Here is a 14,449-nt window from a genome sequence, read left to right on the forward strand (position 1 = left end):
TGAGTCAATGGCCGTCATGAATCTACTTAGGCTATTGACCGCTATTCGTTTCTTATTACTATCACTAGATATGCGAAAATTGTCTTTACATCCATCGTAAATAATATATATGAAAGTAATTCTTTATTAAGAGAGTAGTCGTTGAGAAACGGCTTGTTTTCTCCACCTGACTCCTAAAAAATAGTTCAGTATTAAAACATATGGTAATAAGGGAAGCACTGGTGTACCATCCTGAAATATAACAATCGCAATAATGAGTGCAACACGCTTACCCTTAAATTTAGACATAGATGCTGTACAAAAATAAAATATCGTTAACACAAAGGGCAGACCTAAAACTCCAAATTTAAGTAGCCATTCAAAATAACCACCATACGCCCGGTTTGTCATTGTATAAAAATACGTACCAATTGGTGTCGGAATCCAACCGTTTATTACTTTATCTATATTTCCAGCACCCCAAAAACCATAATAATTAAGAAGATCAAATGTAATAGGGATATTTATAACTCGCCTAAATGCGCCTTGTGATAGAATAAATTCTGGGTTATTGAAAAGGCTATAGATTATTTTTACACTTCTGACGTCCATGTAGTTCTGAGCAATAATAAAAAATGCAGTACTTAAAAACACCATACTAAATACACTGATCACAGTGAGAACACCGAAATATCTCTTACTTAGTAAACTAACTAAAATATAATATATAAAAGAATGAATCGCTATTGCATACGCAGACCTAGATATTAATAATGTTGCTAACAACATTATTGTTAACCAACAAAAAACTTTCCTATTTGAATCTTTGTTATCTACTTTTACTACTAGGAAGTATATGACAGATATAATAGTAAATACTTTTCCAAGTTGAGCAGGTTCTGCAGTCAATGACCGAACCCCTCGCCCTGAAGATGCGAAAGACAAAGCGGCATCCACAGACCTCGTAACTAAAAATGATAGAAATTCAGGGTAGATAAATTGAATTATACCTACAGATGCATATATAACAAAAACTATTTTAACTAATTTGGAACTAATAACGAAATTAAAGCATTTAATCAATACATAAATAGTAAAAACATTTAAAATAACTATAGAATAAGTCAATATAAATTTTAAGTCTAAATTTTGACTATGTACAATACAACCAGTAATGAAAAAAACCAGTAATAAAGCCGATATTGATAATTCTCTTGGGGTCAGCTCGACTTTACTAATATTAAAGCCTATATAGATGATAGCAAATAATATAAATCCCGGCTGTACATCTATTCCCGAAAAAAAGCCTACAGAATAAAAAAACAAAGTAGAATATAACAAAACCATTTTATTTAACGCTTATCTCAATAAAGTTTATCAGTTGCACAACATAATTTTTCAATGGCGCATAGGTCTCTCGCTCAAACAGAAGTTTCACTTAAAACCTTTCCTCCCAAAAATAAATTATCAGAACTCTGTATTTAATGTGCCTTTCACCTCTACAGGCTTAACAAAACCTATGCATATGGGGAAATTCTGGATAGGTTCTATTAAACCTCTATAATTAGCGTTCAAGTTGTCACCTTCATTTATTATGAAATCTAACTACCAGCGCATACTTTTATGCCTAAATTAATTGTACATAACTTGTTGAATTGTAAAAAATTAATTAAATTATAAGACAACTGTAACACGTAAATGCATGATAAAAAACACATCTCTGTCGCAGAGTCGTTATTACACATAAATTCTTAAACGTCTCCACTTAGGAGTAAAGTCTCCGAATTTTCCAGAAAAAACGAAGCACAAATTCTTAATCTTTATGCCCCATAGCGTTAATTTCTTCCTGCTCAAAAACGTCATCCGGATCGTGCTTGGATGACTCAAACTAAATATTTTCCGTAGAAGTCATGACAATTTTCTAATATGTTTTTGCTATAATCAAGCATTACAGACATAGTATAAATCCACTAGAACAATGTAACGTTCTTGAAAATCTACCACTTTACTTCCTCCAACCTCTCTGCAGTTGTGCTTCATCGGTTGACTAACTTAATGCAAGTCCTTCATCACGCACAAGGATTCTTATTTTCATATTTTTTTATCGGTATTTCTTCCTTAGCATCGTGATAATTAGTTATCCTAGTTTCCACAAAGAGTCTAATGGATTGAATCTCATAATGTGACTAAAGAATAGTTCAATTAAGCTCCCTACAACAATACGAGCTGTGTAATATTTGCTAGATATTCCTACCAAACAAGAGCTTAACTTTCTAAACTAGTCCAAACACTCTTCGTCAGATGTTTAAATTAATCGACGTTTAGTTTCACATAGCTTTAGCTATAGGGTCGATTCTCTTCCAACGTTGGAGATACTCTATAACAACTGACTACAGCTATATACTATTTTAATAACCAGCCATCCTCTCATAAACAGGAAGCATCAAAAGTTGCTTTCTCAAACTACAGAGGTTTTCCGTGTGGCTTGATAAAAAAGCCTCTGTTTGTTTGTATAGCCCTGGTTTATATGTATTATCCAGAAAATCATCCACCTCTACTGGTTCAATGGATACACTGCCTAATTTCTGAATTTGTAATTTTTCCATTGGACGGAAAATCAGGCGATGTGCTGAAGTTAGAACTTCCACACTCCAACGACCAGGAGCCCCCCAGTTACCGTGATAAGCAAACAGCGCACCCGAGTCTGATACACCTGCGCCGGAGAAGTTGTATGAGCGCTCATGCCAATCTTCACCGCCACTGAAGAAACAGCTTAGCTGCTCAGGAAAACCGCCAAGGTGGAATGCCATATCAGTTACGTGAGTGGTGTTCGCAAGGAACCAGTTCTCTTTAACACCTTCCGCTTTTTTCAATTTCGCGATCACATGCCCCCACTCAGTTAGTTCGAAGTTAAAGCTTTGAACGCCACCATCTTGCTCAATGATGTCCTTTGCTGCGAGTAGCGACGAGAAGAATCGACGGTTGTAAGCAACATAAACCTTAGCATCGTGATTTGCCGCGTAGTCAGCAAGTTCTGCTATTTCTTGCGCGTCAAGACCTGCTGGTTTTTCTACCAAGATATTCTTAATACCGCGGTCAATCAGCTTGATGGTTGTCGGTGCCAACTGCTCAACGCTTGTTGTCACGATACCAAACTCGAACGGCTGAAGATCTTCAGATTCATAAAACTTATCCACCCCTCCAACAAAAGGGCTCACACCGGTCGCGTCTTGAAATTTAGCCGCTGAAGCCTCACTGCGCCCTACCACTACAAAATCACGCTCTAAGCCATTAAGAACTTTCGCGTACTCTTGTGCCATCGGTCCGGCACCAATCATTAATATCATTTTGAAACCTTATGTAATTGGGACTAACTGCTCTAGTTCACTGCTTGCGTTAGGGTCGAAAATTGCCGTAGCTTTACGCAAGAACTCAGCATGTAACATATTTGAGGTTGCTAACGACGTCAGCTCACAGTCTTGTTTGTTGATTAAATCCAACACAACTTTGTTTGATAGCTGGCTTTGGAAGAAAATTTGTAATGGCGACTCTTTTAACGTTTCACCATTTTGATCAAGCCAACGCACCACTCCTTCACGCTCAGAGAGCTCAATACGTTCACCATCAATGGTCACGGAGATATCTAACATCACTTGACCATTCTCTGTCTGGTCACAATGTAAAGATAGCTTGTGTTGATCTGATTGTGCTGAAAGCCCACCAACGATCTCTTTGTAGCCCAAGCGCTTGCTATCAATAACACTAACGTCGCTTTGGAAATCCAACTCGTAGCTAGAGAAGTCAGCAAGGTAGTTCCACAAATCAATAAAGTGGATAGCGTTACAGCCCAGCCCCCAGTTGCTTCCTGTTACTTCTAGAGCAACAGATTGAGCGCCTTGATACTGTTGCGCTAACTCCTGGTATGCAGGAAACAGTCTTCTCGGGCAGTTAACCCAAGTTTTCACGCCTTCGCCTACTAATAATTTTTCTGCTTCAACAAGTTGTGCAACAGATTGGAAAAGTACTTTTTCCAGAACTAGGTTCTTAACTGTTAGCTTTTCAATCAACTGTTCGACGATACTTAAGCGCACGGCTGCGTTAGTCGCGACAATCCCTACTTCTATGTTCAGTCCTGCTATCGCTTCCATATCAGTAACATACGTCACCGTAGGCGAAGTCTCTTGAGCAACTTCTTCGTAGCGCTGTTTTGCAACTACGAGTGATTGTTCGGATGGGTCTAAAACATAGATGCGGAACTTGTCATCCAATTGAGCGAGAGCTTGAAGGTGTCGGCTGCCCAATTGACCTGCACCAATAATAAGTAAATTGTCTTTCATATAACGAATACCAATCTAAGTTTTTAAAATCTGGGTTACCATTTATAAACTAAAGCCATCATCGACCACGATATTCTGACCTGTGATGTATTTTGATTGCTCTGATAGTAGGAACAACACCACACCAATCACGTCATCAACATCTAACATACCTGCACCATGGGTTTTCTTTTTGTAGGCCTGTAAGAAGGCATCTGGTTGATGATCGAAAATACCACCTGGGCTGACGCTGTTGATGCGGAACTGACTGTCACTCACATAAGCAACCACATACTTGTTGAGATGTTGAATCGCCGCCTTAATCGCCGCGTACTCCACAGGCATGGTCATCGGTGTGTTGTCATAAATATCGAACTTTGGTGCAACAACACCATAGATGGAAGATATGTTAACTAGTGAAAAATCTCTGGTATTACGCTGAAAATAGGACGCTGTTTGTTGAGAGAATAAAAAAGCACTGCCTAAGTGCAGTGATAGGTTTTCATTGAAGCTTTCAAGGCTTACATCAAAGAAGTGCTTGCCGTAAGTCGAGTTTCTTGGGTATGTCGCGTTTACTGCACCATCAACATTATCATCCAATTGGGCGAAGAATTGCTTAACATCGCTTTCATCCGTCACATCGAGTTCATGGAATGAAACAGCTTCAGAGTTAATATCACATCCTAGGTTTTCAATACGTCCTTTCATGCTGTCGACATTAATATCAGCAGCGATCACTCGCGCGCCTTGTGTAAGCACTTTGGTTACTAGCTTAGTACCCAATAAACCACCAGCTCCAGCGATGAAAATCACTTTATCTTTTAATAAATTATCCACTTAAAAACCGCCTTCTACGATTGCTTCTGCCAGTTTAAAGTCATAAATATCATCAATATCGACTGCTCGCTCTTTTGGCACCTCAATACTTGTCACTCGTCCTACAAATAGATTTTGATTGTGTAGGATGTAACTTGGTGAGGTGACATAAACAACCGTGGTGATGTCAAATGCCACAGGGGCATCTTGACGACGGGCAACACCACCTTCGATAAGGTTCATCAGTTGTACATCACCGGCTTCATCTCTTCGAACCATATTGAAGTATGGGCTGCGATTTGCAGGTGTGATACCGATACAAACATCCGCATCACTATCAATAATCTGCTTAATCGCACCTTCTACATCATCAACGCTACGCAGAGGGCTGGTTGCCGGCAGGCTAACAAAGCGGTCAAACGGACCATACTTATCAGCAACCCATTCAACCGCGTGCATCCACGAAAGCCACTCAGGACTGGTATCAGACGCTAACTCCTCAGGTCTTTCGATTAAGATAGCACCGTTCGCGAGAGCAACCTCAGCGATCGCGGCATCATCCGTTGAAACAAAAACTTGGTCGATCGATGAACATGATTTCGCAACATCTATCGAATACTGCAGCAAAGGTTTACCGGCTAAATGTTTAATGTTCTTCCCAGGTAACCCTTTTGAGCCGCCTCTAGCAAAAATAAAAGCATGGTTTTTCATTGTGACGCCTTTAATAACGATAATTTAGTGACTGGCTGCTCTGATTTGGTGAATCAGCTCTACACTCTGCTTTGCTTCTGCGACATCAATGCAGAAATGCTCTCGCCCTTGAATTTTAGAAATAAAATCTGTCAGCATGTTCAAATACATTTGGTTCTTATCCCAATCCGGTTCACTGTAAAGAACCTCATCACCTTTAGAGCTAGCAAATGTAATTTCGTTTCTTATCAGATCCCACTCTAAGGTACCTAAGCTACCGATAACTCGGCACTTTCGGAATGGCTTTCTCTGTAGGAAATCTAAGTGGATGTTGACGACCGCACCTTGACATACAGCAACGATGTCAGCGCAATCTTCAACATCGAGCGACAATTCATCACCAGAACGTAAAATTGCATGCTTCACATCAAGTGAACCAAATAGCCATTGCACATAATCGAGCTCATGACTCAGCTCTAATAGCACACCACCACCCAACTCTGCATTTGCAGACACGCTATTGCGATAATCCTTGTTAGGACGCCAATCAGGCAAATACTGACCAACTTCAATATTCACGTTATATATGTGCCCTGCCGTTTGCTGCTCTAACAGCTTTTTAAAGGCAATAGCTGATGATAAGTAGCGCAAGCAGTAACCCATCGCTACAGGCGTACCATGTTTATCAACAGCGTGCTGTACAAGCTCACTGTCAGCAACACTGACAGAAAGTGGTTTTTCAATGAGGACCGGAATATTCGCCTCAATTAAAGGCAAAGCATGCTTGGCATGAAATGGCGCTGGGGACGCAACGATAGCGAGATCTACTTCATGGGCGATAAGTTCATTAACCTCACCCACGACAACGTCGCAATCAGAGACAGCTTCTTGAGGGATTCTTCCACTCGCAGACATCGCAACCAGCTTGCTATTAGGAAACAGCTGCTTGAGGTTTTTACGATGACGATTGGCAATATTCCCTAAACCAATAACGGCAACACATTTCATCGGTTAGTCCATCCCTAGAGTGTGAATGTCCGCTTGTGCACGGTTGAAATCATCCATACGACCTATGTCTAGCCAGTATTCATGGACTGGGAACATTAGAACGTTATCTCGCTCTTCCATATGACGCTCAAGCAATGTTGGCATATCAATACGGCAGTTCTTTGGTACCGAGTTGATGACTCGAGGTGATACAACATAAATACCAGCATTCACAAAGAATCGCTGAATCGGCTTCTCCACCATACTCGTGATCTTGTTGCCTTCACCGTTAATCACGCCATATGGGATTTGATAGTCATATTCACGCACACACATTGTTGCGTCCGCTTGGTTCTCCTGATGAAAATCTAACAAACGCTGGAAATCGACCTTCGTTAACACGTCACCATTCATTAGGATTAGTGGTAAATCCGCTGGCAAAGACTCAGGTAAAAGACCTAGAGCACCACCAGTACCTAAAGGCTTATCTTCATGAACATAGGTGATCTTAATGCCCAGTTCAGAGCCATCACCGAAATAGTTGATAATCTGCTCCGGCATGTAGTGTGTCGATATATAAAAATTCACAAAACCCGCTTTCACAAAACTGCGGATCACCGTTTCAATAATAGGCTTATTACCAATTTTTAGCATTGGCTTCGGGCAAGAGTCTGTCAGTGGTCTTAATCGTGTACCAAAACCACCCGCCATAATAAACACTGGGTTTTCATAGCTTGGCTTGTCAACTAGAGCGCCATGGAGTGTCTCTAGACCGGTAAGTTTGCCATCATCAATCAGTGGGATAAATAGGATATCGAGCTTATTCATCAGCTCAATCAGTTCTTCTCGAGAGCTCGATGCTTTAGCTGTAATTGGATCAGAGTTCATCACCTCAGAGACCGGATTATCAAGCCCCTTAGACGCTAATAAACCTCGACGTATATCACCATCAGTCACGACCCCTAATAAACGATTATCGTCTGCAACGACCAAGGCAACACGAAGGGCTTCAGAATCAATAATTTCTAATGCAGTTCTGATGCTTTCCGATGGTGATAAAATCGCTTTTTTCCAACTACTCATCATATTCGATCAACTTATTTTTTTGATTTAATTTAGAAAAAGTTATCGTGTTCGGTTGTACGTCCGACAAAATTGTCGAACCAGCACCAACAATACACCCCGAAGCCAAAGTGACACCTTGAATAACAGTGGCGCCTGCCCCAACATAAACAGCCTCTTCGACATTGACCTGGCCACAGAGTGAAGCTCTTGGTGCTATGTGGCAATAGTCTCCAATGCTAGTGTCATGTTCAACAAGCGCGGTACTGTTAACAACACTGTGCTGACCTACAGTAGCCCCTGTCTGAATAATAACTGAATGTAAAATTTGACAACCTTCCCCTATTTTTGCAAATGGAGAGATAGATGCGCTGCTCGAGATAACCGTCTCAAACCGAAAACCCAAAGCAAGGAAATGCTCGTTCACTTTTCGTTTCAGATCCGACTTTGGCAGAGCCCCGACTCCGTTCACTAAGAGCACGTTACGAGGAGAAAAACTCAGAACATCACCATCATTTTTGAGATGACATATTCCCTCAAACACTTCTCTTTGACTGATATCTGCAGGGCTCACGACAGCAAGAATTTCTCTTCCCTGACCAAGTAATATTTCAGCAAGAACGGAGGCATGACCACCTCCACCAATGATTACAATAGGAAGCATTGACTCGTCACTCAATGATCAACTCTCCGGCTTTGTGGTTTTTACTCGCTTTGTTTCCGATCAACTCCCAGTAACGATATGGTGATAAGCCTAAACCTGGACGCTTAATTGTAAGGTTTGACTCTGTTAGAACTTCACCTTCTTCAATATCGGTTGCTGCCACTAAGCTCTTTCGTGCCACTGATTTGTTCTTCACTTCAGATACTGTCGGAGTTTTCACGCTAGAGCCCAAAGCTACTTCAATTTGGCGAATGGCTTTGACCATCGCCTCTAGTTCTTGTGGTTCAAGCGAAGCTTTGTGGTCTGGACCTTCCATGTTTTTATCTAATGTAAAATGCTTCTCAATCAAAACTGCACCGCGAGCAACAGCCGCAATTGGAATCGTGATTCCTTCACTATGATCCGAATATCCCGCCGCCAAATCAAATGCTCGGCCCAGTGTATCCATTGCTTTCAGATTAATTTCTTCCATTGGCGCTGGATATTCCGTCGTACAATGAAGGATTGTTACTTTGTCCTTTAGGGCTTTTTGACCCACTTCTGATGCGTAAGCTTCTTGGAAACCTAACATGGAAGGCTGTGTGTTTTCATCGGCTGTATAACCGAAAGCAATAACCCCTAATGTTGTCTCGATTTCAGCCAGTGTGGCCATGCCTGTCGATACAATAAGATCACAACCAGTACGAGCATGAGCTAGCACAAGAGGCGCATTCGTTAACTCGCCGGAAGGTAGCTTTAAACGCGTCAACCCCAAGTCGTTAATTAGAAAATCTAAACTTTCAAAATCGAAGGCCGTAGACAAAAACTCAATTCCAAGGGAGTTACAATATTTTATTAACTTGTGGTGAGCTTCGTACGAAAGCTCTAAGCGACTCAACATAGCAAGTTGTGATTCTTGCTTTTGCGTATTCATGACTTGGTAGTCAGCTTGTTTAGCTTCTTCAGTCACTAAATTTTTAGCTTTAAACGTTTGAAACTTTACGATATCAGACCCGGCTTTATGGGCTGCATCTACCAAGGCAAAAGCTAACTCCTCTTGCCCATTATGGTTTACACCCGCTTCAGCAATAATCAACGCCATCACTATCTCACTCTACTTTCTAATTTAAATCAGATTCAATATTTACGTCGAAGAATGACTTGCAAGGTTCAAAACATAAACCTTTGATCATTTCTATCGCTTGCTTGCTACTGTCACCCTGCCCGTACGGGTTCTCTATCATTTCACCATCAGCTTTATATTCTCGACTAACAGCTAAACTAATCGCTTTATTTATCGAAGCTTTTGACGCATAAGCCTTAAGAACACTTTTGGCCGCTAGTCGCCCTTTTTGTCTTGAACCAATATTGACCGTTGGAACATCAAAAGCCGGGACTTCAATAATACCACTCGACGAGTTTCCAATGACTGCGGCTGCGTGCTTAACTGAACTCAAGTAACGTATTTGTCCAAGAGAGGGGATTGCCAGTACGCGCTTTGGTTGTTTTGCTGCATAAGCCTCTAACATCGGAATAATTCGACGACCGCCATCATCCGCATTAGGGTAAGTCAGTATAATTTGGTGATTTGGGTATTCATCTAGTGCGTCTAACAAAGCTTGAAAGCTATCCTCTGGGGATTCATCTCCGAGAGTGACAGGATGGTAGGTGACCACAAAATAAGGATTTGTAAGGTCAAAGCTCAGTGATTCACCCAACTCTGAAACCGTCATAAAAGAGCCTCGATTCAAGTGATCTAAGCCTATCGCACCAATGTTTTTTACTCGTTCTGGCGATTCACCTAATTGAATCACTCTATTTCGATATTCGTCTGTTGACGTGCCATGCAGGTAGCTCAATTTGGTAATAGCATGACGAATCGCATCATCGTAGGCGCCTTCGGTTATTTCCCCACCATGCAAATGGATAATAGGAATACGGAGTATCATGGCTGTTTGTGCGGCAGCTAGAGCTTCAAAACGATCTCCAAGAATGACAAGGACATCGGGTGCTAATCGTGACAATGCATCAGCAAAGCCTAGAACGCCCAATCCCATACTTTTTGCCGTTCCTACCGGCGAGTCCGAAGACAGCAAAATCTCTATTTTCTCGTCGATCTGGAAGCCATCTTTTTCTATTTGCTTATAAGTATCACCAAATTCTGGAGATAAGTGCATACCAGAAACGAGCAATTGTAATGTTAGATCTGGATCGCTTTGTATGTCTTTTAAAAGCCAAAAGAGCAGACCATACTCCGCTCTGGTACCAGTAAAGACCGCGACTTTTTTATGTGTCTGCGTCATGCGTGTATTAAACCTACTTAGCTTTTAATTTCCACAGGGGTACTTGGAAGGTTAATTAGGTGCGCTTCGATAAATTCGGAATTAATAAGATCACCGCGTATTGCATTTTCAAACATTGGTAACCTGTGCATGAGCTGCCAAATTGGGCGAGTCATCACACCTGCACTATTGGTGCCCGCAAGGATCTCTTCTCTACTTTTTTTATCTGGGCAAATAATGGCATTTAACCAGTAATTCGACTCGGCATAGTCTGGCTCAGTAACAAACTGAAAATCAGTCCCACTGAAAAGATTTTCGTAGCATTTTGCCAGTTGTCTTTTTTGCTTTAAGTACTGCTCAATAACTTCCATTTGTGCGCAACCCAATGCCGCATTTAGATTAGGCATGCGGTAGTTAAAACCTGGCTCATCATGGAAAAACTCATAAGGATGAGGCACTTTCGCTGTCGTAGTGACATGCTTGGTTCGTGCTCCTAGCTCCTCGGTTTTACATAAGACCATACCGCCACCACCAGTGGTAATGATTTTGTTGCCATTGAAGCTGACTGCACTAACATCACCAATAGTACCGGTGTGCTTACCTTTATAGAAAGAACCTAGGCTTTCTGCTGCATCTTCTACTAGAACAAGATTCCATTTCAGGCAAACTTCAACCAGCTCATCAAGCTCGACAGGGTGACCAAAGGTATGCATAGGGACAACCGCTTTAATTCGTTTGCCTGTATTCTTGTGAATACACCCCGTCTTGGTTACTTCAGCATGCTCAATTAAGAATGCATCCACCGCTTTGGGGCATAGGCCCAAGCTTACTGGCGAAACATCCACAAAAATAGGCTCGGCACCCATATGATAAAGAGCGTTACAAGTTGCAACGAAAGTCAGAGCTTGTGTAATAACAAGGTCTCCTCGTTGAACATCAGCCATGTACAAGGCCGCATGTAATGCCGCAGTACCATTGACGGTTGCTACCGCTTTAGCGGTACCTGTATACGCCTCAACCTTTCGCTCAAAATCATCAACAAACTTGCCAACGCTAGAAACAAAGGTACTGTCAATCGTTTCCATTACGTAGGCTTTTTCGTTGCCATTAAACGTTGGTGCGTGCAGCGGAATGAATTCGTCCGTTTTGTAGGTATCTCTAACAAATTCAACAACAGCTGTTGCTTTCATTACTTACTCCGCTTACATCTTGCTATCGAGGTATTTACCAGTTTCTTTGTGCCCAAAATCAGGAATCATTGTAAAAAAGAGTTTTACAATTTCTTCCTTGGTCCAAGCTCGCTCGTCTTTCATCTCTGAAATACTGTTTTCAAACAAAGAAAGTAGCTCTTGCTCATAAAGAGGGTCATTTTTAATAATGCCTAGATTTGTAAATCGAGACATATCCAATTCTTCTTTATCCGTGAAAAACTCTTCAAAATCTTTCTCGCCCGTTGTATCACTCGCAGTAAACAAACATGGCCATTTTCCTTGTTCAGGAAGTGTATGAGCTAATTGACGAGCTTCTTCTTCTGTTTTACAAAGATAAGGTTCATAGCCAAGTTGCTCTAGGTATTTCACTGCAATATCAGCAAACGAAATCAGATGAAGAGCTTCGCTCAACTTAGGGAAGAAAATGTCACGATTCTCACCAAAAATGCATGACATTAGGCAAAGTTCACCTGACTCTTGAGGTGTCACGAAGTAACGCTTGATATCGTTTGGAGCGACGATAGGCTGGCGTTTTTGAATACGTTGGTTGAATCCATGCAACAATGAACCGTCCGAAAACGCAACATTGGCAAAACGGGCTGTTGAGATCGCCATCTGTTCACTTTTTCGCATTAGGAACATTTCCATAATACGTTTAGAAGCGCCCATCATATTGACCGGGTTTGCCGCTTTATCTGTCGATACACAGAAGTACTTCTTAGCGCCAGCATCAATAGATTGTTGAATGGTTTTATCTGTATTAAATACGTTTACATCGATCATTCGCATCAATGTATAAGGATCTTTCTCGCTTCTAACATGCTTAAGTGCGGATAAGTTCAACACATAATCAAACTTGCCATCTGCTTTGATGAACGCATCGTACTCTAAAGAGCCGATATCTAAAGCAAATGTTTGAAAATCACCATCAATGTAACCGAATGAACTGCGGACATCTCGAACTAGTTCAACCATGTTATTTTCACTAATATCAACAACATGTAACTTCTTAGGATTACGCTTGAAAATCTCTTTAGTTACGGCTTGTCCGATTGAGCCTGCGCCTCCTAAAACAAGGAAATTTGACTCAGAAACAATGCGTGATAACTCTGCCTCATGGTTATCAATATCTTGCGTGAATAAGGCTTCGGTGCGACCGATCAACGGTAAAGTAGCGTTCATTACCAAATCCCCTTGGTATCGACTAAATATGGTGAGTTTAGTGACTCAGCTTTAAATTCTTTATGATCAACGAGCATAACATGAATATCAGCGGTCAAACTGGCAACGTCAAAACTCTCAAGCTCAACTTGATTCAACGAACTTGGTAATTGGTGAATATTGGGTTCAACTGCAATTACATTCCCTGAGTGAAAAGAAGCAATTTCTTTTACAATCTGCATTGCAGGACTTTCACGTAAGTCATCAATATCAGGCTTAAAAGCTAAACCGTAACACGCAATAGTAACCTCTTTGGCAGCTTTATCAGCATTCTCTTGCAAGAAATCTGAAATAGCTATTTTAGTTTTACTGACAACCCAACCAGGCTTACTGTCATTAACTTTACGTGCAGTATGAATAATTCGGGCCTCATCTGGTGTCTTTGAAACAATGAACCATGGGTCAACAGCGATACAATGACCACCAACACCAGGGCCTGGTTGTAAAATGTTAATACGAGGATGTCGGTTTGCCAACGATATCAACTCCCAAACATTGATATCTAACTTATCACAAATTACCGAGAGCTCATTTGCAAATGCTATCTGTACATCTCGACAACTATTTTCAGTTAACTTTGCCATTTCCGCTGTACGTGCATTTGTAATAACACAATCACCGAGTACAAACGTTTTATATAGCTCTACGCTACGTTCTGAACACTTTTTGGTTAACCCGCCAATAACACGGTCATTTTCCACCAACTCACGAACAACGTGACCAGGTAATACCCGTTCTGGACAATGCGCAATATTGATATCAGCACTTTCACCTGAGTTCTGAGGGAAAGTTAAATCACTTCTTGCTTCAGCCAACCACTTAGCCATTTGCTCAGTTGCACCAACAGGAGAAGTAGACTCTAAAATCACTAAATCTCCCTTCTTAAGAACAGGGGCGATTGCCTTACTCGCCGCTTCAATAAACCTCAAATCTGGCTCTGGAATTTCACCGTCAGCGCACTCTTTGAAAGGAGTAGGCACTGCAATCAAAAAAGCATCGGCAGGTTCTGGAGTAATTACAGCTTTTAAATAACCTTCTGTTACTGCTGCATGTACGATCATATCAAGATCCGGTTCTACGATATGAATCTCACCGCGGTTAATCGTATCTATTGCATTTTGATTGACATCGACACCAATCACTTTTTTCTTGCGTGATGCAAACATCGCTGCCGTCGGTAGCCCGATGTAACCTAAGCCGACAACTGAAATTGTTTCAAAAGACATAGTTTATATTCCAATT

13 protein-coding genes are annotated in these 14,449 nt (G+C 41.2%); all 13 read right to left on the minus strand.

Annotated elements, in window-relative coordinates; translation table 11 throughout:
* Positions 1–126: 126 nt before the first annotated feature.
* The 13 genes from AB6E52_RS05360 to wecC all read right to left on the minus strand — a co-directional run bounded on the left by AB6E52_RS05360 (position 127) and on the right by wecC (position 14,433).
* Entirely contained in the window at positions 127–1,326 is a 1,200-nt protein-coding gene (locus AB6E52_RS05360) for a hypothetical protein (protein WP_102320627.1), read from the minus strand.
* Positions 1,327–2,387: 1,061 nt separating this feature from the next.
* Positions 2,388–3,326, minus strand: coding sequence for a Gfo/Idh/MocA family protein (locus tag AB6E52_RS05365; protein WP_102320628.1), 939 nt, complete (start codon positions 3,324–3,326; stop codon positions 2,388–2,390).
* Between the two features lie 9 nt (positions 3,327–3,335).
* Positions 3,336–4,316: a Gfo/Idh/MocA family oxidoreductase gene (locus AB6E52_RS05370; RefSeq protein WP_102320629.1), complete on the minus strand. Its 981-nt coding sequence runs from the start codon at positions 4,314–4,316 to the stop codon at positions 3,336–3,338.
* A gap of 42 nt (positions 4,317–4,358) precedes the next feature.
* Positions 4,359–5,132, minus strand: coding sequence for an oxidoreductase (locus tag AB6E52_RS05375; RefSeq protein ID WP_102320630.1), 774 nt, complete (start codon positions 5,130–5,132; stop codon positions 4,359–4,361).
* A complete protein-coding gene (locus tag AB6E52_RS05380; RefSeq protein WP_102320631.1) occupies positions 5,133–5,822 on the minus strand; it encodes a cytidylyltransferase domain-containing protein in 690 nt (229 codons plus the stop codon).
* Between the two features lie 24 nt (positions 5,823–5,846).
* Complete coding sequence (locus AB6E52_RS05385; protein WP_102320632.1) at positions 5,847–6,809, minus strand: Gfo/Idh/MocA family protein; 963 nt, start codon at positions 6,807–6,809, stop codon at positions 5,847–5,849.
* 3 nt (positions 6,810–6,812) lie between these two features.
* On the minus strand, positions 6,813–7,874 hold the full coding sequence (locus AB6E52_RS05390) for a nucleotidyltransferase family protein (RefSeq protein ID WP_102320633.1): 1,062 nt from the start codon (positions 7,872–7,874) through the stop codon (positions 6,813–6,815).
* The gene (locus AB6E52_RS05395) at positions 7,864–8,514 is read right to left on the minus strand and encodes an acetyltransferase (protein WP_102320634.1); all 651 of its coding nucleotides are present in this window, start codon (positions 8,512–8,514) and stop codon (positions 7,864–7,866) included. The genes AB6E52_RS05390 and AB6E52_RS05395 overlap by 11 nt, the downstream gene beginning before the upstream one ends.
* 7 nt (positions 8,515–8,521) lie before the next feature.
* Positions 8,522–9,595 (minus strand): N-acetylneuraminate synthase, encoded by a 1,074-nt coding sequence (gene neuB, locus AB6E52_RS05400; protein ID WP_102320635.1) that lies wholly within the window; start codon positions 9,593–9,595, stop codon positions 8,522–8,524.
* A 19-nt stretch (positions 9,596–9,614) separates the two neighbouring features.
* Complete coding sequence (neuC, locus tag AB6E52_RS05405; RefSeq protein WP_102320636.1) at positions 9,615–10,796, minus strand: UDP-N-acetylglucosamine 2-epimerase; 1,182 nt, start codon at positions 10,794–10,796, stop codon at positions 9,615–9,617.
* Positions 10,797–10,813: 17 nt separating this feature from the next.
* On the minus strand, positions 10,814–11,965 hold the full coding sequence (locus AB6E52_RS05410) for a LegC family aminotransferase (RefSeq protein ID WP_102320637.1): 1,152 nt from the start codon (positions 11,963–11,965) through the stop codon (positions 10,814–10,816).
* A 12-nt stretch (positions 11,966–11,977) separates the two neighbouring features.
* Positions 11,978–13,168, minus strand: a complete 1,191-nt coding sequence (locus AB6E52_RS05415; protein WP_102320638.1) for a UDP-N-acetylglucosamine 4,6-dehydratase — start codon at positions 13,166–13,168, stop codon at positions 11,978–11,980.
* Positions 13,168–14,433, minus strand: a complete 1,266-nt coding sequence (wecC, locus tag AB6E52_RS05420; protein WP_102320639.1) for a UDP-N-acetyl-D-mannosamine dehydrogenase — start codon at positions 14,431–14,433, stop codon at positions 13,168–13,170. The genes AB6E52_RS05415 and wecC overlap by 1 nt, the downstream gene beginning before the upstream one ends.
* Between the last annotated feature and the right edge of the window lie 16 nt (positions 14,434–14,449).

This window comes from Vibrio sp. 10N.247.311.13, from assembly GCF_041467595.1.
GTDB classification, from domain to species: Bacteria; Pseudomonadota; Gammaproteobacteria; order Enterobacterales; family Vibrionaceae; genus Vibrio; species Vibrio crassostreae_C.